This is a genomic window from Dyadobacter sp. CY261 (assembly GCF_021440085.1).
In the GTDB taxonomy this organism is placed as follows: Bacteria; Bacteroidota; Bacteroidia; order Cytophagales; family Spirosomataceae; genus Dyadobacter.
Genome location: NZ_JAKCPW010000004.1, coordinates 357,172 through 379,102, shown reverse-complemented (window position 1 = coordinate 379,102; position 21,931 = coordinate 357,172). Strand labels below are relative to the sequence as shown.

Genomic DNA, 21,931 nt, shown 5'->3' with positions numbered 1-21,931 from the left:
TATTTATTTCAAAGCGCAAAGATAGGGAAGTTTGGAATAACCATTTTGTGAACAGAGTATGGTACAGCAGGTTGAGAAAGTCATTAACGACACATTGAAAGGGAAGCTTAAAGAAATATTTGGATACAGTCAATTCCGAGGAGATCAGGAAGTTATCATACAAAATATCCTTTTAGGTAAGAATACATTCGTGATCATGCCTACGGGCGCAGGTAAGTCACTCTGCTACCAGCTTCCTGCACTCGTCAGCGAGGGATTGACTATCGTCATTTCCCCCCTGATCGCTCTGATGAAAAACCAGGTCGACCAGCTTACTGCGTTCGGTATCAATGCACAATTCCTGAATTCCACGCTTACAAAGGCGGAAATGACGCGTGTAAAGTCCGACGCGCTCGATGGAAGCCTTAAACTGCTCTACATTGCTCCGGAATCACTCACAAAAGAAGATAATCTCGATTTTCTTAAAAGGGTAAAAATCTCTTTCGTCGCCATTGATGAAGCGCACTGTATTTCCGAATGGGGCCACGATTTCCGACCCGAATACCGTCGGATTTACGGTATAATCGAGAATATCGGCAGGCTACCTATTATTGCGCTCACGGCCACCGCAACGCCCAAAGTGCAGCAGGATATCCGCAAAAACCTGCAAATGGAGGAGGCCGAAACGTTTAAGTCCTCATTTAACCGAAAAAATCTTTACTACGAAATCCGTCCTAAAAAAGACGTTAAGAAGCAACTGATCCGCTACATCCGCAACAACAAAGGCAAATCCGGAATCGTATATTGCCTGAGTAGAAAAACAGTGGAAGAGGTGGCCGAGCTGCTGAATGTCAACGACGTACGTGCATTACCGTATCACGCAGGGCTGGACGCCGGCACGCGGATGTCAAATCAGGACGCGTTTCTGAATGAAGAATGCGACGTAATTGTGGCGACCATCGCATTCGGGATGGGTATCGACAAGCCGGATGTACGTTTTGTAATCCACTACGACGTGCCCAAGTCGCTCGAAGGTTATTACCAGGAGACAGGCCGCGCCGGTCGCGATGGGCTGGAAGGTAATTGTCTGATGTTTTACAGCTACGAGGACATCCAGAAGCTGGAAAAGTTCAATAAAGACAAAACTGTTACCGAACGCGATAATGCCCGCCATTTGCTGAATGAAATGGTCGCCTATTCGACATTGGGGGTTTGCCGCCGCCGACAATTGCTGAGCTATTTCGGGGAGTATTTCGAAAAAGATTGCGGTTACTGCGACAACTGTAAAAAACCAACCGAAAAAGTCAAAGTCCAGGAGGATGTTATCCTGATCCTCAAATCGGTCATGCTCACCGAGCAGCGTTTCGATGCAGATCATATTGCCGACCTTCTCACCGCCACCGATAACCAGTATGTAAAAAGCTATGAGCACGACCAACTGGAAGTTTACGGGAAAGGCCTGGAAATAAATGAATTGCGTGAATATTGGGTGTCTGCGATCCGTCAGCTGGTGATTTTTGGTTACCTCGAGAAGGACATCGAGAATTACGGGATTGTCAAACTAGGAGAAAAAGGCGCAAAATACCTCAACGACCCTTACCCGGTTACGCTTCACAAGGATCATAACTTCGAAGAGGAAGAAGTGAAATCCGAAGACGACGATAAGGATTCCGTGAACGGAAACGCGCATGCTTACGACGAGGCATTGCTCGGAATGCTCAAAGCATTGCGCAAGAAAGTCGCTAAAGAAAAGAACCTGCCGCCTTATGTGATCTTCCAGGATCCGTCGATGGAGGAAATGGCCACCACTTACCCTACCACCCAGCAGGAAATGGCGCAGATCAATGGCGTTGGAATGGGTAAGGTGCAGAAGTTTGGTCGACAGTTTATCGAACTGATTTCCCGTTATGTGGAAGAGAATGAGATCGAGACGGCCAAGGACGTGGTGATCAAATCGACCGTCAACAAGTCCAAAATCAAAATTTTCATCATCCAGCAGGTCGACAGAAAAGTCAGCCTCGACGAGATCGCGGAGGTGAAAGACCTTGCGCTGGCCGATGTGATCGAGGAAGTTGAACATATTTGCTACTCGGGTACAAAATTGAACCTGGATTATTATATTAATCAGGTGATTGACCGCGAGCGGCAGAGGGACATTTACGATTATTTTATGACCGCCGAAACCGACAACATTTCAACCGCGCTGAATGAATTTGACGGTGAGGAGGTGAGTGAAGAAGAATTACGGCTCATGCGAATCAAATTTTTGTCTGAGCTGGCCAACTAGCACCCTGTCGGCATACTTGCCGGATCATCAGTATTTTTGAATTTTAAAACCTCTTATGAACATACTCATCTTGGGATCAGGTGGAAGAGAACATGCTTTTGCCTGGAAAATAGCCCAAAGCCCTCTTTGCGATACATTGTTTATGGCTCCTGGAAACGCCGGGACTGCAAGTGTGGCAACGAACCTATCCATTTCTTACAACGATTTTGACTCCATTGCCAACGCGGTAATTGAAAATAGCATCGAACTCGTGATCGTAGGTCCCGAAGAACCGCTGGTGAACGGGGTGGTCGATTATTTCGGCGGCCGCGAAGATCTTGCCAAAGTGCGTATTATCGGGCCGGATAAGGCGGGTGCGCAACTCGAAGGAAGCAAGGATTTTTCGAAGCAGTTTATGCAAAAATACGGCATTCCAACCGCCGCTTCGCGGACTTTCACCGCCAATGAACTGGCAATTGGTTTGGAATACCTTGAAAACCATTCACTACCGATCGTTCTTAAAGCCGACGGACTCGCTGCCGGAAAAGGGGTGATCATCGCAGAGAAGCATTCCGAAGCGATACAGGCTTTCAAAGAAATGTTGGTGGATGGTAAATTCGGTAAGGCAGGTAATAAAGTTGTAGTCGAACAATTTCTAAAAGGGATAGAATTGTCGGTTTTTGTGCTTAGTGATGGTGAGCATTATAAAATCCTGCCCGAAGCGAAGGATTACAAGCGTATCGGCGAGAGTGATACGGGCCTGAATACGGGCGGAATGGGCGCGGTGTCGCCGGTAACGTTCGCAGACGCGAATTTCATAAGAAAGGTTGAAGAGAAGGTTGTAAAACCTACATTGCATGGGCTGCAAAGCGAAGGCATCAAATATGTAGGCTTTATCTTCATCGGTTTAATGAACATCAAAGGCGAGCCTTATGTGATTGAATACAACGTCCGTATGGGCGATCCCGAAACGGAAGTAGTAATCCCGCGTATCCAGTCGGATTTTGCGATGCTGATGGCGTCGACGGCGAAGGGTACCCTGCATGATTTCGAATTGCAGATTTCGCCGCAGGTAGCCGTTACGACAGTTGTGGTATCCGGCGGTTATCCCGAGGATTATGAAAAAGGAAAAGTGATTTCGGGAACAGATAAAGTGGAGGATGTGCATGTATTCCATGCAGGTACCACTTTTAATGGAAACGCCGAAGTCGTGACGAACGGAGGAAGGGTAATGGCATTGACAGGCCTTGCCAATTCCCTTGAAAACGCCGTGCATAAGTCACAGCGGGCTGCACAAGTGGTGCAATATGAAGGGAAATATTTCCGGCACGATATTGGCGTGGATTTAATTCGTTATAACGATTGATGAAGCGGAGTAATTATGGGATGTGGATCATGTTCATCCGGGGGCTGCGGTACTAGCGGTACGGCCGTCGCCGGGTGTGGAAGTAAAGGAAGCTGCGGAACAGGCGGATGCAATAAAATGAATGTGTTCGACTGGCTAAGTCACATGGACGTGCCGTCGGGACAACGTTTTGACGTAATCGAAGTCAAGTTCAAAGGAGGCAGAAAGGAATATTTCCGGAATATAAATCAGCTGGAATTTATTACAGGCGACTTTGTGGTCTGTGAAATGGCTTCGGGCCAGCATATTGGAACGGTATCGTTGCAAGGAGAACTCGTGCGCCTTCAGATGAAGCGCAAAAGCATCCAGATGAACGACGACCTGCACGTGATCTATCGCGTCGCAAGCGAGAAGGACCTTGAAAAGTACACGCAGGCGATGGCGCGCGAGATGCCCACGCTGTACCGCACGCGCGAGATTATCCGCGAGATGAAGCTCAATATGAAGCTTTCAGACGTAGAATATCAGGCCGACAATACCAAGACGACTTTTTATTACTCGTCCGAAGAACGTGTCGATTTCCGGGAGCTGATCAAATCGCTGGCTTCGGAGTTCAAGGTGCGGATCGAAATGCGGCAAATCAGCCTGCGGCAGGAGGCGAGCCGTTTAGGCGGACTGGGTTCCTGCGGACGCGAGCTTTGCTGCTCCACCTGGCTCACCGATTTCAAGAACATTTCAACTGCGGCGGCGCGTTATCAGAACCTGTCACTCAATCCCGCTAAACTTTCGGGTCAATGCGGAAGGCTGAAATGTTGTCTGAATTACGAGCTCGAAACCTACATCGATGCTTTGCGGGATATCCCGGCAGTGGATGCGCCCCTGAAAACAAAAAAGGGTGTGGCTACATTGCAGAAGACGGATATTTTCAAGAAAATCATGTGGTTCGGTTTCGATAAGGACACCAACTGGTATCCCGTGCCTATCGACAAGGTTTTGGAAATTATCGAGCTGAACAAAAAGGATATCATCCCCGAATCACTCGAAATCCTGACGCCCGAGTCCGAGAAAGGCGCCGACAAGGTGCCCGGCAAGCTCAATAGCGACCTGGAAAACCTGGACAAGAAGTACAGCGACGAACAGAAGAAAAAGAAAAAGAAGAAGAGCCGTTCGGGAAAGAACCGCGGCGTTGAAAATAGCGCAGAAAACCAGGGGCCAAGTAACCCGGGCAACAATGCCACCGACGAGCTGAAGAGCAAGGATAGTAATCCGAACGAGGGACCAAGGAACAAAGGTAACAACCCAGGCGACGGGGGTCGGAACAGGGGCAACAATCCCAACCAGGGCCTTCGGAACAGGGCTAATAATTCGGGAGAAGAACCTAAAAGCAACGGCAATAGTCCTGGGGAAGAACCAAAAAATAAGGGCACTAATCCCAACGAAGGAAACCGGAACAAGGGTAATAATCCTATTGAAATACCCAAAAACAGGGCAAATAACAATAACGAGGGAAACCGGAACAATCGGAATAACAACAACCGAAGACCTCAGAAACCTTCCGGGCCAAAGCCGGAGGGGGAAAACAACGGTTAAAAAAGTTTCCATCGAATCCTATCGGGCCAGCTCATTCAAATGCTGGCCCGTTTTTTAGCAATACCATCCGTGAAAGAACACGTTGAAAAGCTTTATGTGCTGAGCCGGAAGCCCTCACGAAGGATAATCGGGCTTATGTCAGGAACCTCGCTCGACGGCCTCGATGTGGCACTTTGCCATGTGCAGGGCAGTGGCCCGGAAACGGCGTTGCAAGTGGAGCATTTCAAAACAGTTTCTTATGAGGATGATTTCCGCAATGCGGTGCGTGAGATTTTTGCCAAAAGGCAGATCGATTTTCAGCATTTATGCCTGCTCAACCCATTCATTGGCTTGCAACACGCGCAAATGATCCTCGGCTGTCTGGCGGAATGGGGTGTCGATACAAATGAAGTAGATCTGATAGCCAGCCACGGGCAGACCGTTTTTCACGCTCCCCAAAAACAGCACGGACTCCCTAATTTTCCCAATGCAACCCTGCAAATCGGCGATGGCGACCACATTGCCGTCAAAACCGGTATTTTAACGGTCAGTGATTTCAGGCAAAAACACATTGCGGCCGGTGGTGAAGGTGCACCGCTCGCGGTGTACGGTGATTATTTTCTTTTTTCCAAAAAAGGCGAAAACAGGGTGTTGCTGAATATGGGAGGCATTGCCAACTTTACATTTCTGCCCGGAAACCTCGATGCTGCATTAGTTTTTACCACGGACACGGGCCCTGGAAATACATTAATCGACGCATTTACGCGCCAGTTGTTTGGAAAGCCATTTGATGAAAACGGAAACATTGCTTCGAGCGGATCTGTTGATCAGGCATTGCTCGGTGCATTGAAAGACGCGCCGTTTTTTGTGCAATCTTTTCCTAAAACTACCGGCCCGGAGGTTTTCAGTGTTAATTATGTTGAGGAGGCTAAAAAGCGGTCAGGCCGAACTTCAATTTCATCTGCCGATCTTATCGCAACATTGACGCGGTTCAGCGCCGAAACGATTTCGGAAGCAATCCGTAGCGCAATGTCGGAGGGCGAAACATTTGAAATTTATGCGAGCGGCGGCGGGGCGCATAATCCGGTCTTAATGGAAGTGATTGGGAATTTGTTGGGTCTGAATATTCGTCTGATTAATGAACTGGGCGTAGCAGGCGATGCCAAGGAAGCGGTTTTATTTGCAGTTCTGGCTAATGAGGCAATTGCCGGCGAGGGCACATATTTTGGTGAAAGGAAAGGCGTGCCTGGTGTGTCGATGGGGAAAATTTCCTTTCCCGGTTAAGTAAGAAAACGAGTTTTTGAAATATGTACGACATTACCATCATAGGCGGCGGCATTGTAGGCCTCGCGACGGCCCTCAGGATCAAAGAGCAACGGCCTTCTTTAAAGGTTCTTTTGCTCGAAAAAGAAAACGAAGTGGCCAAACACCAGACCGGTCACAATAGCGGAGTTATCCATTCGGGTTTGTATTATAAACCGGGTAGTCTGAAAGCTACTAACTGTATCCGAGGGTACCAGATGCTCATTGATTTTTGCGAGAAGGAAGGCGTCGCTTATGATTTGTGTGGAAAAATAGTAGTTGCAACTACAGAGGAACAGCGGCCGTTGCTGCGGAATCTCTTCGAGCGGGGAAATCAGAATGGTTTGGTTCGAAACCGGATGATCTCCGGGGGAGAAATGAAGGAGATTGAACCACATGTGAAAGGGTTGGAAGGGATTTGGGTGCCTTATACCGGCATTATCGACTATAAAACGGTTTGTGAAAAATATGCGGAATGCGTGAGAAAACTGGATGGTGAAATTCGTTTTGGCGAAAAAGTAACCAACGTCAAAAATCGTAATACGCACTCGGAAGTAGTAACTGCCACCGGGAGGGTATTTGAAACCAAACTTATTGTGAACTGCGCGGGACTTTATTCCGACAAAGTTGCGCAGCTGACACAGCCTGAAAACATCAATGTCCGCATTATTCCTTTCCGTGGAGAATATTATAAGATCCGGCCCGAGAAACATCATCTTGTCAAAAACCTCATTTACCCGGTTCCCGATCCAAATTTTCCGTTCCTGGGCGTGCATTTTACGCGCATGATCGAAGGCGGTATAGAAGCTGGTCCGAATGCTGTTTTTGCATTTAAAAGGGAAGGCTATAATAAGCTGGATATCGACTTGACGGAGATGATGGAATCGCTCTCTTGGCCTGGATTCCAGAAGGTGGCGATGAAATATTGGCGCACCGGCCTGGGCGAATATTATCGCTCATTTTCGAAGGCCGCATTTACAAAAGCATTGCAAGGCCTGATCCCCGAAATCCAGAGCGACGACCTTATACCCGGCGGCTCCGGCGTGCGCGCACAGGCATGTGATTATGACGGCGGATTGCTGGATGATTTTTCCATTATCGAAAACAAAACAGCCATTAACGTCTGCAATGCGCCTTCACCCGCTGCGACCTCATCGCTGTCGATTGGGCAAACGGTTTCGGAAAAGGTGCTTTCAAGATTTTAGGATAATATCCATCAAACGAAACGAGGCCATACCAGAGCGGTACGGCCTCGTTTCGTTTTTATAGTCAGGTTAATCTTTCTTGTTTTGAGCCATACCGAAAGTTATCACGTGGATCAGGGCAAATATCAGCGAAAAATAATAGATACCGGTATCTGTACCTTCGGTTTGCAAATGGTGGAAATAGGCGATAACAGCCAGTAATACCGACAGCACGATACCCACGAGTGCTACCGTCTTGCTGCCCTTCGCAATAGAAGCTGGTAACCTGTCTGACAGGAAGCTGTTTTTGATTCCATAGAACAAATACACGTCGAAACCGATGATCATCCAGACAAACAGACGGATCCAGGTATCGAGCGGCAGGAACGCCATCATGAAGAAGCAGGTAAAGATTCCCAGAATGGGTACCAGCGGAACCATGGGTGTCTTGAACGCTCGCGGCGCATCGGGCATTTGCTTGCGCATCACGATGATTCCGATACAAACAAGGATAAACGCGAACAATGTACCGATACTGGTCATTTCACCCACCACACGCGCAGGCACGAATGCGGCGAAGAGGCTCACGAACACCAGGAACATGGTATTGTTTTTAACAGGGGTCTGAAATTTTGGATGTACTGCTGAGAAAACGCGCGGCAGCAGGCCATCTTGGCTCATACTGAAAAATACACGGCTCTGGCCCAAAAGCATCACGAGGATCACAGAGGCGTAACCTGCAAGGATCGCTACAATAATTGCGCGGTTCAGCCAGGGATAGTCGGGGTGAATGGCGCCGCTGGCGTCAGTCGTACCCATAGACTCGATCGCTACCGCAACTGGCGCAATACCATCCTGGCCTTTGAAAGCAGAATAGTTGGTAACACCCGTCATAACGTGTGCAAAAAGAATATAAAGGACAGTACAGATAACAAGTGAGCCCAGAATACCGATTGGCATGTCTTTTCTGGGGTTTTTAGCTTCCTGCGCGGCAGTACTCACGGCATCAAAGCCGATATAGGCGAAAAACACAATCGCGGCGGCCCTTATGATCCCGCTAAAACCATATTCACCGAATTTACCGGTGTTTTCAGGGATGTAAGGAACATAGTTGGATTCGTTAATATATTTCCAGCCGAGAATGATGAAGATGATCACAACGGTCACTTTCAAGCCGACGATGATACCATTTACCAGAGCACTTTCCTGTGTTCCTTTCATCAACAACAAGCTCATCAGGATCACTATAAAAATAGCCGGAAGGTTGATCACACCGCCATCCCACGGACCTACCGTCAGGGCGGTGGGTAAGTGCACATCGAAGCCTTCGCAGAACTTGACCAGATACCGGCTCCAACTGATGCTTACCGTGGCTGCACCTACCGCATATTCAAGAACAAGGTCCCAGCCGATGATCCAGGCAATGAATTCGCCCATGGTGGCATAGGAATAAGTATAGGCACTTCCCGCAACGGGGATCATAGAAGCAAATTCGGCATAACAGAGACCGGCAAACGCACAGCCCAGCGCAGCTACGATAAAAGAGATAGTGATAGCTGGCCCGGCCTGGTTGGCGGCCGCCCCACCTGTAATGGAAAAAAGCCCTGCTCCGATAATGGCTCCAATCCCCAGCGCTACCAGGCTTCCGGGGCCAAGTGTGCGTTTGAGCTGGTTCCCCTCACCGGTGGACTCCTGCATTAGTTTTTCAAGTGGTTTTTTAATCCAGAGTTGACTTGCCATATTAGGTTCGTTGTTGTAGAAATGATGGTCTGATAAAGCTAAAAGAAAATTCGCTAACTACGTATAGACACAAAATAAAAAGAGGGTAAGTACAAAACTTACCCTCTTTTATTCTCTAATAATTATGCTTTTACTTTTTTGGTTGCTACCGGAGCCGTGGCGTCGGCTACCGCTGGTGCAGGCTCATTTTTCTGCTGACGTTGCAGGAGGTCAACCACGATAGGTGCCGCTACGAAGAGAGAAGAATAAGTACCCACGATTACCCCAAGGAGCATACAGAAGGTAAATCCGCGGATCACAGCTCCACCGAAGATCATCAACACGATCAATACGAGGATTACCGAGATACCCGTTACAGCCGTACGGCTCAAAGTACTGTTCAATGCATTGTTAATAACCGTTGACAGGCTCTGACCGCGTGATTTCTCGTCCGCGAGGTAGTCACGGATACGGTCATAGATTACGACGGTATCGTTCATCGAATAACCGATCATGGTCAGGATCGCACCAATAAATGCCTGGTCGATATCCAATGACCATGGCAACCAGCCATTGAAGAGCGAGAAGATTGCGAGGATGATCACCACGTCGTGCGCAAGTGACATTACTGCACCGTAAGAGAACGCGACGCGTTTGAAACGGATAAGGATGTACACAAAGTTAGCCGCTAATGCAAGTAATACCGCGTAAACAGCGCTCCAGAGCGTGTCTGTCGCCATGGTAGGCCCAACTTTGTTCGAGCTTACGATAGTGGCCTTGTTGTTGGCAACTTTTTGTGTTGCTTCCCGGATCTTCGCTTCTGCTTTCTGGTCAGCTTCTGGCGTCGTATCCTCGATCAGGTATGGAGTGGTGATTTTCACCTGATCCTGCCCACCGAATGTTTTTACCTCGGTAGTAGAGCCAAGCACTTCGTCCATATTCGTACGGAGCGCGTCGGCATCCACATTGTTTTGGAAACGAACCACATACGAGCGGCCGCCTTTGAAGTCGATACCCAAGCCGAAGCCTTTGAAAACAAATGAACCTACACCGATTGCGATGATGATCGAAGAAATGATGTAGAAACGACGACGTTGCGAAACAAAATCGAAATGGTTGTCCTGGAACCAGTTTTTGGTTAGCGCCGAATAGAAATTGAATACTTTACCTTTCTTGATCTGTTGTTCGAGCAACAACCGTGTAATGAAGATCGCGCTGAAAAGAGAGGTAAGCAAACCGAGCACAAGAGTTGTCGCAAAACCAAGTACCAGACCTGTTCCGAATGTATACAAGATGACACCGGTCAAAAGAGTCGTTACGTTGGAGTCGATAATGGCGGTGAGGGAGTGTTTAAAACCGTCACGGATTGCCTGTCCGAATGGTTTACCGGAGGCAAGTTCTGTCTTGATACTTTCATAGATCAGTACGTTCGCATCCACGGCCATACCGATCGAAAGCACGATACCCGCGATACCCGAGAGGGTCAGTACAGCACCAAGAGACGCCATTACACCCAACAGGAAGAACAAGTTGATCAACAACGCGATGTCAGCGATCCATCCTGCTTTGTTATAATAAGCAATCATAAATACAAGTACGATCACCAAACCTACCGCAGATGAAAGCAAACCATCATTGATGGCCTCTGCTCCAAGTGATGAACCAACAACAGCCTCTTCTACTATGTGGGTCGGAGCAGGCAGTTTACCTGCTTTCAACACGTTAGACATATCTTTGGTCTCTTCCACAGTGAAGCTACCTGTGATAGATGAGTTACCGTTAGGAATCTCGCCTTGTACTGTCGGAGCTGTGTAAACCAGGTTATCGATGATGATCGCGACCGGGCGGCCTACGCTGCGTGCAGTGAGTGAGCGCCATTTACGGGCACCTTCGCCGTTCATACGCATGGTTACTTCCGGACGGCCACGCTCGTCGTAGTCATGCGTTGCATCCACTATTACGTCACCTTCCATAGCAGCTTCTCCATTGGTTTTCTTGATGAAATACAATGGCAGGATCAATTGGTTGTTGCCGGCTTCGGTGCCTTTGCGGTCCCACATGAACACGAGATCAGCAGGGAACAATGAACGGACTTCCGGACGGCCCAGGATTTCGCTTGCGCGTGCGGTGTCTTTCAGATAAACACCCAATCCTTGCGGCATTGGTACGAAAAGGCTGGTCAATGCGGCGCTTTGAGCGGCTATTGCAGCAGAATCAGTTTTAGTAGAGTCAGACTTCTGCTCCAATTGAGCGGCCAGTCCGCCTTCAGTCGATTTCTTGGTGGTGTCGGTAGATGCCACAGCAGCAGGTGCAGCGGTTTTCTTACTAGCCTTTTCGATTTCGGCTTGCTGGGTCAGGTAGCGGCCCAGGCCTTCCAGACCCGCACCAAGTTCGTTAGTCAGGTATACTTCTGCAAATTCCAGTTTTGCAGCACCAGAAAGCAGGCGGCGTACACGTTCTGGGTTATCCACACCCGGAAGCTCCACCAAAACACGGTTTTGGCCAGGCAGACGTTGGATGTTAGGGTTAGTTACCCCGAATTTATCAATACGTGCCTGAGTGATCTGGAATGCGCGGTCGATAGAACCGTCGATTTCTGTGTTCAGCATTTTGATCACGTCGGAATCCGGCGAGTTGCTGTTAATCTTGCCACGGTTGGCGCTGGTTGCGAATACGGAAGCAAGGCTTGTATTAGGCGCTGCTTCCTTATAAGCTTTTACAAAACGGTTGATAAATGAGCTGTTGCTTGCCGATTTGTCTTCGCCTGCTTTTTTCAATGCGTTCTGGAATGTCGCGCTGCGTGCGTTACCGCCAGCCATGCCTTTCAGTATGTCGGCAGGAGCTACTTCCAATACCACGTGCATACCGCCTTGGAGGTCAAGGCCGAGGTTCAGCTCGCGCTCCATTACTTCTTGCAAAGTATGGCCCAGGTACACGTCTTCACGCCAGAGCGAGTCGATGTAGTGTTGTTTTTTAGTCATATCGACCTCGCCTTTCGCGTCAGTTGCATAGGCTACTGCCTTGCTTTTAATATTACGCGACACAAAAGTGAAGGAGAGATAATAGACGCTAATAAGGGCGATGACGATCGTCAACGCGATTATCCCGTTCTTGTTGGTCATGAAATGAGAAATTTAATTGAAATGCTTGAAATATAACTGGGAACAGCCCGACCGGGATTGGAAACGGCACAGGCATCGAAACTTATGCACGACCATCCGTATGGACGTATTGCGCATGCCGAAGTACGTTAGGGGGCGTTGGTGACCACAAAGCGGCCGAAAATTCGCTGGAAATAGGATACCAGGAACACTGGCTCGATGAACGAAATGCGCGCAACAAATCGTTTGGCAACAAAGTGCCAGATGGGTTGCGGTACAAAATATAGATATTGGTAGAAGTCGAAGGAAATGGCGGGCGTAATGACCGCATCGAGGCTAAGGGCACTTACTTCCGGCTGTTCTGCCTGGCCGGACTGAGCGTCCGAATGCTTGGCCAGCCCTTTGGCCGCAGCTTCCGTTTTAGCGCCATGGAAATGCCCCAGTTCCGCGTGATCCGACCATGACCGCGCGCCTGCCACCATCAATAGCATGACGGCTAGCATTAAGCTGATGGCCTGGTTAATTACGCGTTCGGTTTTCACCTTCCTATTTGAGATTTCAATGAAACCGCAAATTTGATTGTAAAAAACCAGAATCGCAAGATAAATTTCACTGGAATATATGTTACGATTCCGTTAATATCTTGTGTTTTGCAGATTTTGCATCCAAAATAGGTACTTTGGCTTGTGTTTTAGCAAATGAGAATTAATAAACGGACAATGGCTAAATAGAGATGCGGCTATTTGCCGACCGTACGAGTGGCTCTTTAAGCGTCTGCGATGTTCGTGAATCGAATAAGCTTCGGGATACGGTTCAGTTTTCCTATTTCCCGGAAGTCCGCGCTGCCAGTGCGGATGAAGCTGTTGTTATAATTCAGAAACCTGCACTACACCCATACGAACGGCTATTTTGGTAAGGCCAACTGAGTTTCGGACACCCAGTTTCTGAAATAGGTTCCGGCGGTGGGTTTCGACGGTTTTATCGCTGATACATAATTCGCTCGCAATCTTGTTCGTGGAGTATTCACTTGCTACGAGCCGAAGCACCTCCACTTCTCTTTTACTTAAAGAATTGCAGCTGGAAGGTACGGGATCTTCGGCGTATCTATCTGTCGACGACTCGGCCAGTTTGAGCATTATTTCCTGTCCGTAATACACTTTTCCATCCGATACGGCCCTTACTGCACGTTCCCATTCATCGAGCTCGGCTTCGAAAATGATGTAGCCACTCACGCCGGAACGCACAACTTCGCGGACGGAATCAGTCGACGGGCTCGGTGCAAGCAGCAAGAATTTTAATTTGGGGTATAGTTTTCGGATCTTTAAAATCTGGTCAGCCGTCTTCTCGGCATGATGGGCGAATACTACAACGATATCAATATCTTTAAGTTGGGGTAACCGCGTGATTTGTTCCAAATTGCCGCACTTGCCAACCAGCTCAATGTGAGACCTCCTCTTTAGCCATTCTGCAACCGCCTCGCATTCTAAGGGATGAGGATGAACGAGCCACGCGCGTGCAATAGAATGTTCCATACTTTTTCGGAGTTGAGTATTAGAATTTACACACAAATTTAGGCTTTGGAGACACATCCGGTCAATACGGGAAAGTACAGGAAAAGCCGGGTAAGACTACCTGGTTTCGTAACAGGTTGGAATTAGCTTTTGTAGGTAAAATCCCAGCTAATTGTTTGCATTGGGCTTAATTATGAGGGTTTTTAGTGACTGTTCATATTATACGTTGAAGCATTTCGCAGGTTACTCCTTGATCCGGCCATACTTGCGCATGATTTCCAGTACTTTTTCTTTTGGTAGCTCCTCCACATGATGTCCTTGGGTGCCCTCGGAAGTTTTAGCCATAAATAGCGAATTGATGATGGCCTCCTCAGTGGCCTCTATGGCCGCCATGAAGAGTGGTGAAACGTAGTCGTTGTGCAGAAAGGCCGAGCTAAAAATAGGTTCGGCCGTTTCGTGTAAGACTTTGTTGGCCGTCGAGAATGCGATCACGTAATCGCCGCTCCCATTGGCTGCTATACCGCCCGTTTGTGCCATGCCGAGCATGACTCTTTTGGCGAGCCTTTTCAAATTGCGTGCGTCGAGGGGGGCATCGGTCGCGAGGATCATCATGCAGGAGCCGTCCGATGACTTGTCTAGTGACTCCTTGAAGGCATATTTGCCCAGTTCCTGGCCAACTGGGACGCCGTTAACCTTTAACACCCCGCCAAAATTGGTTTGGACGAGAACGCCCACGGTGTAGTTACCTAACTTTCCAGGCAGCTTTCGTGATGCTGTACCTATGCCACCTTTCCATCCGAAACAAACCGTTCCATTACCTGCACCAACATTACCTTCGGCGACGGGTCCGCTTTCGGCCTGCGCCAATGCGTTCATGACATGGTCTTTTCGGACGTATCGGCCACGGATGTCGTTGAGGAAGCCGTCGTTAGTTTCGCCGACAACCGGGTTCACCGACCTTACATTTTCGTTGCCTTTCATCGAGAGCGTCCAGTCGATTACTGCGTCGGCGGCGGTGGGCACGCTCAACGTGTTGGTGAGCACAATGGGCGATTCGATCGTGCCGAGTTCTTCCACTTGCGAATAGCCCGTCATTTTGCCAAAACCATTACCAATGTACATGGCTGCCTGTACTTTTTGCTGAAAGATATTGCCGTCGTGTGGAAGAATGGCTGTTACTCCCGTGCGCACGTCCGCACCTTCTGTAAGTGTTACCTGCCCCACTTTCACCCCCGCCACATCCGTGATCGCATTCAATGTGCCGGTGGGCAGTACGCCGATTTTGATACCCAAATCGCGTGGGCGTTTCTGGGCGGTAAGGGTGAGCGGCAACAGGAGCAAAAGTGTAAGGAGGTTCTTCATAGGTCAGTTCGATTCAGATTGAAATATAACAAAAAATCCACTGCGAACCGGAGCTCGTCAGTGGATACATTCGCTGTTGAAGTGTAATCTTAATCGTTGTCGGGACGGGCCTTTTCAGGATCGATCACCGTTTCTTTGCGGCTCACCGCCGATGCGGAGAAGAAACCGAGTGCTTTGGGGCCATTGGGATTTGCATTAACCACATTGGACCTTACATTGGCGATCGGCGTCGCAAATAAGCCGCCATTCGCTGCCTGCTCGCTTACCTGTTTAAGGAATTCAAATGCCTCGTAAGTAATACTATGCAACTCTACCCCTATTTCTGCTCCGGCCGAATACAAGGAATCGGTCGTGATGGATTCTCGCAATGGTAAAATGAATATCAGTCCGTCGGATGGCGCTCCCGCACCGAATGCTGCGTCATAGGCAATGGAGATATTAACCGCCTTGTCTACCACCGGCTTGCCACGGATTATCGGTTTAATCCAGTAAGTATCACCCTCACCTTCGATATCGCGGGCGTAGAATGACGCTACAAATCCTTCACGGGGACCTTTATCTGGCTCAAAAGGCCATTTTTCGTGCCGATAAACTACCGAGTCGACAGTAGGAACACGCTTCAGTTCGGATTTGGCGGTGAATATGTCGGCCCCATTCACAACTTTCAGCGAATAGGTGCGGCCTATGTGTCCAAACGTATCGGCATTGGTTTTGCCCCAGGTGTATGCACCGTCGCTGTCGGTATCTTCGAATTTGTAAACTTTGCCCTGATCATCGGTAACGGTCACTTCTGCACCGGTTACTGGCTTGGGAGCGCTGTTATCGAAATAGGGTGACGTCCACGATAGTCTGATAGTTTGCTGGCCGGGCTCGTTGGTGAGCCAGCCGTCAACCACGAGTTGGGAAGGGCCGGCACCCGTGTTAAGATCGATCACGTCCTCGCAACTCGTGAGCGTCATGAGCGCCAGTACGAACAATGCGGGAATTTGGATGTATTTCAAAATGTTAAGATTTTTCATCATTACTGTTGTTTCAGGCGGAACAATGATTTCCGTGGATGGTGTCAGAATTTGAAGTTATAGGTGATGGAAGGAATAAAATTCCCGATCACCGAATAGCGTACAGCCTCTGCTTTCAGCGGGTTATCTTCATTAATCCGCGTATAAACCGAGAATGGGTTGCGGCGGTTGTACACGTTGTAAACCGAGAATACCCATTCGCCTTCACCTACTTTAAACAGCTTTCTCTTAGCTTTTAAAGTCGCAGCCAAGTCCAGGCGGTGGTAGGCGGGAATGCGGCTATTATTCCGCAGACCATTGTAATTGTTGCCGATCACGATGCCGCCGACGGTATATCGGTTGGTCGGGAATGTGGCTGGCGTTCCGCTCTGGATCGTGAAGTTGGATGAAAGGGAGAGCCGTTTGGTGAGTTCATAGATTGCAACCGCGGTAATATTATGCGGTTTATCGAAACGGGCCGGGAACCAGTCGTCGTTGTTGATGGATTCCACCAGACGTTCTGTTCTCGACAGCGTGTAACTTACCCAGCCGGTCAGTCTCCCTTTATTTTTCTTTAGATAAAACTCCGCTCCGTAAGCGCGGCCTTTGCCAAACAGCAGGTCGCCGGCGGCATATTCATTCAGAAGCAGGTCAGAAGCCGGTACGTAGTCGATCTGGTTATACATTTTTTTATAATACAGCTCCACCGATGCTTCGTAGGTATTGTCATTGAAGTTCTGGAACCAGCCTAATGCAACCTGGTCGGCCTTTTCAGGCTTGATGTTTAACCCGCTCAATGTCCAAACGTCGAGCGGCGAACTGGCTGCCGTGTTTGAAAGCAAATGCAAATATTGCGAAGTGCGGTTATAGCTGGCCTTAATGGATGCATTATTTGTAATCCCAATATTCAACGCCGCGCGTGGTTCCAGGTTACCGTAGCTTTTAATGACGTCGCCTCTTTCGTAGGTGGTACCGGGAAAGATTGGCTGTTTCCGGGCGCCTTTCTCGGTTTCGGCATATTCATACTCTGTCGCGGGGCCGAGACTGCGGAAGTAGGAATAGCGTACACCATATTGCAATGAAAGACGATCGCCGAATTTCAGTTCATTACCAACGTATAATGCGGATTCGTCGGCATAACGTGGCTCAAGGCTAATGTCGGTAAGCTCGCCTTCCGAAACAGCAGTGGCTTTGCCAGGGCGGGTATCATAATAAATATACTGGCCTCCGAACGTCAGCTGGTTGTTCGGCGTAATGTAGAATGTAAAATCAGGTTTAATGCTGGAGCTAATGATCTTGGATTTCCAGTCGAACTTGTCTTTTGCATCAGGCTTGTTCTGATTTTGGCCCAAATTATAGTCATAGTTGCTGTAATATCCCGTCAGGTTCATGAAAAGCTTGTTGGAGAAAATGTGGTTCCAGCGGGCCGTGGCGGTTTTGTTCCCCCATCCGAAGCCGAAATCGCCACCACCGAAAACATCTTTTCCGAAATAGCCTGATGCGTAAAATGTATCCTTGTTACCCAATTGATAGTTAACCTTAGCCGTCAGATCGTAGAAATAGAATTTCGAATCCTTCAAATCAGAATTCAAAAATGGTTTCGCCAAAATATCGATGTAGGATCTGCGGCCTGCCACGATAAATGACCCTTTACCTTTTGCAAAAGGCTGTTCATAAGTCAAACGTGAGAATATCGAACCGATACCGCCGTTGATTTCACGTTTCTTGGCATTGCCTTCTTTCATACGCACATCAAGGATCGAGGAGATACGGCCGCCGTACTGCGCGGGAATACCGCCTTTGATCAATTTCACATCCTTAACCGCGTCCGGGTTGAACACCGAGAAAAAACCGAAAAGGTGAGACGAGTTATAAACCGGTGCCTCATCGAGCAAAACCAGGTTTTGGGAAACATCGCCACCACGTACATTGAAACCCGAAGCACCTTCTCCAACTGTTGTCACACCGGGAAGCAGCTGAATGCTGCGGATCAGGTCTACTTCGCCGAGCAATGCAGGCATTTTGCGGATGGTTTTCATTTCCACCTTGTTCACCGACATTTCGATGCTGCGGACGTTTTCGTCTTCTTTCTGGGTAGAAATCGTCACTTCCGAGAGCTGGTTGCTTTCGTCGGACATTTCGATGCTGACGGTCTTGTCACCATCCAGCACTACTTCGCGGGTCGCTTTCTGGTAACCGATGTAGGTAAATACGAGTGTGTACTTCCCGTCGGGAAGCGTGAGCGAGTAAAAGCCATACGGGTTGGTGACTACGCCTGTCTCGGCCTCACGCACATAAACGGAGACACCGATGAGCCCTTCACCATTCGAATTGTCTTTCACGTAACCGCTCACCGAGTGCCGGTTCTGTGCGAGGGCCGGCAGACTAATCAAGGCTAATAGAAGGCATTTGAGTACTTTGTTTTTCATGGACTTTATGGTAGTTACTATAAACTGGTTTATTCTGTGGCTCGCAAAAAGTAAAATGGCCGTTTTTAAAGTAGACGATCAAATTGAATTTTTCCTTTTCTCCGAGACAACTCAGTGTGGATATACCCTCTGCATATTTGAAAAAAATATTTCAGCAATGGTTACAAAGGCCAACAAAGCACGTGTTAATCAGTTTAAAATGACAGCAAAAAATGATGAACTGGTAAAAAACCTGAATAAATGGCCAACTCTACAAAGTGAAGCGTCAAATACGCCAATAGTATTTTTTCAGGATATTTTTGATACGGCAGACGTATCGGGGCAATCTTCCAGAAGTTGCGCGGAAGTTTTTTGCAGGAGAGGGTGAATGAAACCGGACGCAATTTCGGCTAGGGGTGCCAGTACAAAACGGCGGTCCTGAATGCGTGGATGAGGTAATGTAAGACGCGGGCTGTCCATTATGGTTTGCCCGAAATACAGCATATCGATGTCGATCACCCGTGCGCCCCAGCGCTCGTAACGCACGCGGCCCAGTTGGTGTTCTATATTGAGACTGATCCTGAGCAAATCCTCAGGCAGGAGGGAAGTGGAGATCTCGAGAACCTGGTTCAGGAAGGCTGGCTGATCGGTAATTCCCCAGGGCTCGGTTTCGTAAATCGCGGATTGTGAATTGATGTTTCCGGCTTCTTGGGCAATAGCCTCACGCGCTGCTTCGAGCACCTGAAAACGATCGCCCAGGTTGGAGCCAAGTAATAGATAGACGCGATCGGTTATTGCCATACCAGATTCCGTTTTGGGATATTAATCCACGAAAAAAAGGACTTCCCGATCGGAGGAAAGTCCTTTTCCAATAAATTCGTAAATCCTTTTAGAACGTAAGCGTTCCTTTGTCGTATGCTTTTTGTATAGTTGCTTCGATACCATTTTTGTTGATGGTACGAAGGGCAGAAGTTGCTACCTTCAATGTAACCCACTCTCCTGATGAAGGAAGGAAGAAACGTTTCTTTTGCAAATTCGGGAAGAATTTACGTTTCGTTTTATTATTAGCGTGAGAAACGTTGTTTCCGACGCGAGTTCTTTTACCTGTTATTTGACAAACCTTAGCCATGACTTACAATTTTTCCAAATGAGGGTGCAAAGATGCGTAATTAATTTTTTTTGAGCAAGTAACGGTAAAATAAATTTTCAAAAAAATGCATTTTACCACCTCATTCTGAAGCCTACGCCGTGCACATTATCGATACGGATGTCGGGATCGCCCGATAGATATTTGCGTAGGCGGGAAATGAATACATCAAGGCTTCTTCCCATAAAATAGTCATCGTCGCCCCATATCGCTTTTAAAAGTTCGTCGCGACGGATTACCTGGTCGGTGCGTTCGGCCATGAATTTCAAGACTTCCGCTTCCCGGAAAGTGAGGCTTTGCGATTTGCCTTCCAGAGTTAATGTCAGTTTTTGAAAATCAAACAAATATTTTCCGATTTGCTTATTGCCGGGCTTTACAACGAGTGTGGAATCCGCTTTGCTACGGCGGAGGAAAACATCTATCCGCAGTTTAAGTTCTTCAATACTGAATGGCTTGGTAATGTAATCGTCCGCACCGAGTTTGAGGCCCTTGATTTTGTCTTCCTGCATAGATCGTGCAGAAAGAAAGAGAATAGGCACCTGGCTGTCGGAACTGCGGATCTTTTCGGCTAATGTGAAACCGTCCATTTTGGGCAGCATAATGTCGAGTACACAAATGTCGAAATGCTCTCTGCCGAAAAAATCGAGCGCTTCGGCACCATCCGTAGCGTGCACTACTTCGTAATCGTATTCTTCGAGATTGTCTTTTGTGGCAAATGCAAGGTTAGGATCGTCTTCGACGTACAGGATTCTCTTTTTCATCAAGCGTGTTTCTGCGGAATAGTGATTTTGAAAGTACTGCCTTTGCCCAGGGCGCTTTCCAGTCCGAGGTGCCAGTGGTGGGCGCGAACGATCTGCTTGACATAGCTCAGCCCGATTCCAAAGCCTTTCACATTATGCACATCGCCGTACGGAATGCGGAAAAACTGGTTGAAAACTTTCTTTTGGTATTCGGGTGCGATGCCTATACCCTGGTCGCGGACAGCTATAACGAGGTTTTCCCCCTTATTGTATGTTTCCACGACCACATCCGGCACATCATCCGAATATTTGAGCGCATTATCGACCAGGTTGCTGATCAGGCAGCGGAGATGGAACGGGTCGGCGTCGATCTCATGACCGCCCGCATTGGCGTGAAACCTGACCTTGTTTTCATAGGGCAAGAGAATGCTTTCGATCATTTCCCGGGCATCGAGCCGCTCTTTGTGTAATGTCAATGCGTTGCGTTCGGCCTTGGCCATGGACAGTACCATTTCCACCTGGCCCTGCAGGCGAAGAATTTCGTCCTGTACAATCTGCACGTAACGCTTATGCCGCGTGGGCTGTGTAACAATATTGTCCGAGTTGAGCACATCGGCGGCAATGCGGATAGTCGAGATCGGTGTTTGCAATTCGTGGGTCATATTATTGACAAAATCGCGCTGCACTTCCGAAAGCTGTTTTTGCCGCAGAATCACAAATAACGCATACGCGAAGAACGAGACCGCTACCAACACCAGTGCCGATGACCAGATAGCACCGCTAATGCTGCCGGCAAAATAAGTTTCCTGCTCGGGAAAACGAACGCCGAAGTAATAAGGGTATTTGTCGGTTTTGATCCAGTTGGTGGTTTTGGTCGGAACCTTGTCGTTATTTTTAGTGCTCAGCGACATTCCGTAGCGCATCCGGTTGGTGGTACAATCGTAAATGCCGATCTCAAAATTTGTGATCAGGTTATGTTTCTGGAAACTGTCCTTGATAAAATGTTCCAGCATTTCGGGCTGTGTGGTCGCATTGGTATTGACAAGGAAATATTCCGGCGAAAGTTGTTCTACGGGATTCGTGGTTTGCATTACACCGCATACAGACGCCAGTTTTCCGGCCACATCCTGCAAGGCAACGTGTGCATTCTGATTAAACTGCCGATGCCGCAGGTCAAGCGCCTGCTTTACCCAATAAATCTGCGTGATAACCACGCCTATAATGAGCAGTGCTGAAAAAACCGTAAGGGACTGAATGGTGCGTCTTGACATAACTTAATCGATATGACCATTAAAGATAA

The 21,931-nt window shown here is 48.3% G+C and carries 16 protein-coding genes; 5 read left to right on the top strand and 11 right to left on the bottom strand.

Annotated elements, in window-relative coordinates; all coding sequences use genetic code 11:
- Positions 1 to 58 precede the first annotated feature (58 nt).
- The 5 genes from recQ to lhgO all read left to right on the top strand — a co-directional run bounded on the left by recQ (position 59) and on the right by lhgO (position 7,666).
- Positions 59 to 2,266 (top strand): DNA helicase RecQ, encoded by a 2,208-nt coding sequence (gene recQ, locus LZD49_RS14205; protein ID WP_234668230.1) that lies wholly within the window; start codon positions 59 to 61, stop codon positions 2,264 to 2,266.
- A 55-nt stretch (positions 2,267 to 2,321) separates the two neighbouring features.
- Positions 2,322 to 3,611, top strand: coding sequence for a phosphoribosylamine--glycine ligase (gene purD / locus LZD49_RS14200; protein ID WP_234668229.1), 1,290 nt, complete (start codon positions 2,322 to 2,324; stop codon positions 3,609 to 3,611).
- Between the two features lie 117 nt (positions 3,612 to 3,728).
- A complete protein-coding gene (gene ricT, locus LZD49_RS14195) occupies positions 3,729 to 5,180 on the top strand; it encodes a regulatory iron-sulfur-containing complex subunit RicT (RefSeq protein ID WP_234668228.1) in 1,452 nt (483 codons plus the stop codon).
- Between the two features lie 69 nt (positions 5,181 to 5,249).
- Positions 5,250 to 6,443, top strand: coding sequence for an anhydro-N-acetylmuramic acid kinase (locus tag LZD49_RS14190; protein ID WP_234668227.1), 1,194 nt, complete (start codon positions 5,250 to 5,252; stop codon positions 6,441 to 6,443).
- Positions 6,444 to 6,466: 23 nt separating this feature from the next.
- The gene (lhgO, locus tag LZD49_RS14185; RefSeq protein ID WP_234668226.1) at positions 6,467 to 7,666 is read left to right on the top strand and encodes an L-2-hydroxyglutarate oxidase; all 1,200 of its coding nucleotides are present in this window, start codon (positions 6,467 to 6,469) and stop codon (positions 7,664 to 7,666) included.
- 69 nt (positions 7,667 to 7,735) lie between these two features.
- Here the strand turns inward: lhgO and LZD49_RS14180 are convergent, their stop codons facing one another.
- The 11 genes from LZD49_RS14180 to LZD49_RS14130 all read right to left on the bottom strand — a co-directional run bounded on the left by LZD49_RS14180 (position 7,736) and on the right by LZD49_RS14130 (position 21,902).
- Positions 7,736 to 9,385, bottom strand: a complete 1,650-nt coding sequence (locus LZD49_RS14180; protein WP_234668225.1) for an amino acid permease — start codon at positions 9,383 to 9,385, stop codon at positions 7,736 to 7,738.
- A gap of 122 nt (positions 9,386 to 9,507) precedes the next feature.
- A complete protein-coding gene (gene secDF, locus LZD49_RS14175; protein WP_234668224.1) occupies positions 9,508 to 12,486 on the bottom strand; it encodes a protein translocase subunit SecDF in 2,979 nt (992 codons plus the stop codon).
- A 128-nt stretch (positions 12,487 to 12,614) separates the two neighbouring features.
- Entirely contained in the window at positions 12,615 to 13,007 is a 393-nt protein-coding gene (locus LZD49_RS14170) for a hypothetical protein (protein WP_234668223.1), read from the bottom strand.
- Positions 13,008 to 13,331: 324 nt separating this feature from the next.
- The gene (locus LZD49_RS14165; RefSeq protein ID WP_234668222.1) at positions 13,332 to 13,997 is read right to left on the bottom strand and encodes a response regulator transcription factor; all 666 of its coding nucleotides are present in this window, start codon (positions 13,995 to 13,997) and stop codon (positions 13,332 to 13,334) included.
- Positions 13,998 to 14,219: 222 nt separating this feature from the next.
- The gene (locus tag LZD49_RS14160) at positions 14,220 to 15,338 is read right to left on the bottom strand and encodes a P1 family peptidase (protein ID WP_234668221.1); all 1,119 of its coding nucleotides are present in this window, start codon (positions 15,336 to 15,338) and stop codon (positions 14,220 to 14,222) included.
- A gap of 89 nt (positions 15,339 to 15,427) precedes the next feature.
- The gene (locus LZD49_RS14155) at positions 15,428 to 16,339 is read right to left on the bottom strand and encodes a DUF4249 domain-containing protein (RefSeq protein WP_234668220.1); all 912 of its coding nucleotides are present in this window, start codon (positions 16,337 to 16,339) and stop codon (positions 15,428 to 15,430) included.
- A gap of 62 nt (positions 16,340 to 16,401) precedes the next feature.
- Positions 16,402 to 18,765 (bottom strand): TonB-dependent receptor, encoded by a 2,364-nt coding sequence (locus LZD49_RS14150; RefSeq protein ID WP_234668219.1) that lies wholly within the window; start codon positions 18,763 to 18,765, stop codon positions 16,402 to 16,404.
- A 288-nt stretch (positions 18,766 to 19,053) separates the two neighbouring features.
- Entirely contained in the window at positions 19,054 to 19,545 is a 492-nt protein-coding gene (gene folK / locus LZD49_RS14145; RefSeq protein ID WP_234668218.1) for a 2-amino-4-hydroxy-6-hydroxymethyldihydropteridine diphosphokinase, read from the bottom strand.
- 88 nt (positions 19,546 to 19,633) lie between these two features.
- Positions 19,634 to 19,873: a 50S ribosomal protein L28 gene (gene rpmB / locus LZD49_RS14140; protein WP_031528537.1), complete on the bottom strand. Its 240-nt coding sequence runs from the start codon at positions 19,871 to 19,873 to the stop codon at positions 19,634 to 19,636.
- Between the two features lie 92 nt (positions 19,874 to 19,965).
- A complete protein-coding gene (locus LZD49_RS14135) occupies positions 19,966 to 20,652 on the bottom strand; it encodes a response regulator transcription factor (protein WP_234668217.1) in 687 nt (228 codons plus the stop codon).
- Positions 20,652 to 21,902 (bottom strand): sensor histidine kinase KdpD, encoded by a 1,251-nt coding sequence (locus LZD49_RS14130; RefSeq protein ID WP_234668216.1) that lies wholly within the window; start codon positions 21,900 to 21,902, stop codon positions 20,652 to 20,654. Before LZD49_RS14130 ends, LZD49_RS14135 begins: the two co-directional genes overlap by 1 nt.
- Positions 21,903 to 21,931: the final 29 nt, after the last annotated feature.

Excerpts from the sequence above, each read along its gene's own strand:
- secDF (WP_234668224.1), bottom strand. The coding sequence starts at position 12,486 with ATGACCAACAAGAACGGGATAATCGCGTTGACGATCGTCATCGCCCTT.
- LZD49_RS14150 (WP_234668219.1), bottom strand. The coding sequence starts at position 18,765 with ATGAAAAACAAAGTACTCAAATGCCTTCTATTAGCCTTGATTAGTCTG.
- ricT (WP_234668228.1), top strand. The coding sequence starts at position 3,729 with ATGAATGTGTTCGACTGGCTAAGTCACATGGACGTGCCGTCGGGACAA.
- LZD49_RS14160 (WP_234668221.1), bottom strand. The coding sequence starts at position 15,338 with ATGAAGAACCTCCTTACACTTTTGCTCCTGTTGCCGCTCACCCTTACC.
- recQ (WP_234668230.1), top strand. The coding sequence starts at position 59 with ATGGTACAGCAGGTTGAGAAAGTCATTAACGACACATTGAAAGGGAAG.
- rpmB (WP_031528537.1), bottom strand. The coding sequence starts at position 19,873 with ATGGCTAAGGTTTGTCAAATAACAGGTAAAAGAACTCGCGTCGGAAAC.
- LZD49_RS14130 (WP_234668216.1), bottom strand. The coding sequence starts at position 21,902 with ATGTCAAGACGCACCATTCAGTCCCTTACGGTTTTTTCAGCACTGCTC.
- lhgO (WP_234668226.1), top strand. The coding sequence starts at position 6,467 with ATGTACGACATTACCATCATAGGCGGCGGCATTGTAGGCCTCGCGACG.
- LZD49_RS14180 (WP_234668225.1), bottom strand. The coding sequence starts at position 9,385 with ATGGCAAGTCAACTCTGGATTAAAAAACCACTTGAAAAACTAATGCAG.
- folK (WP_234668218.1), bottom strand. The coding sequence starts at position 19,545 with ATGGCAATAACCGATCGCGTCTATCTATTACTTGGCTCCAACCTGGGC.
- LZD49_RS14165 (WP_234668222.1), bottom strand. The coding sequence starts at position 13,997 with ATGGAACATTCTATTGCACGCGCGTGGCTCGTTCATCCTCATCCCTTA.
- LZD49_RS14135 (WP_234668217.1), bottom strand. The coding sequence starts at position 20,652 with ATGAAAAAGAGAATCCTGTACGTCGAAGACGATCCTAACCTTGCATTT.
- purD (WP_234668229.1), top strand. The coding sequence starts at position 2,322 with ATGAACATACTCATCTTGGGATCAGGTGGAAGAGAACATGCTTTTGCC.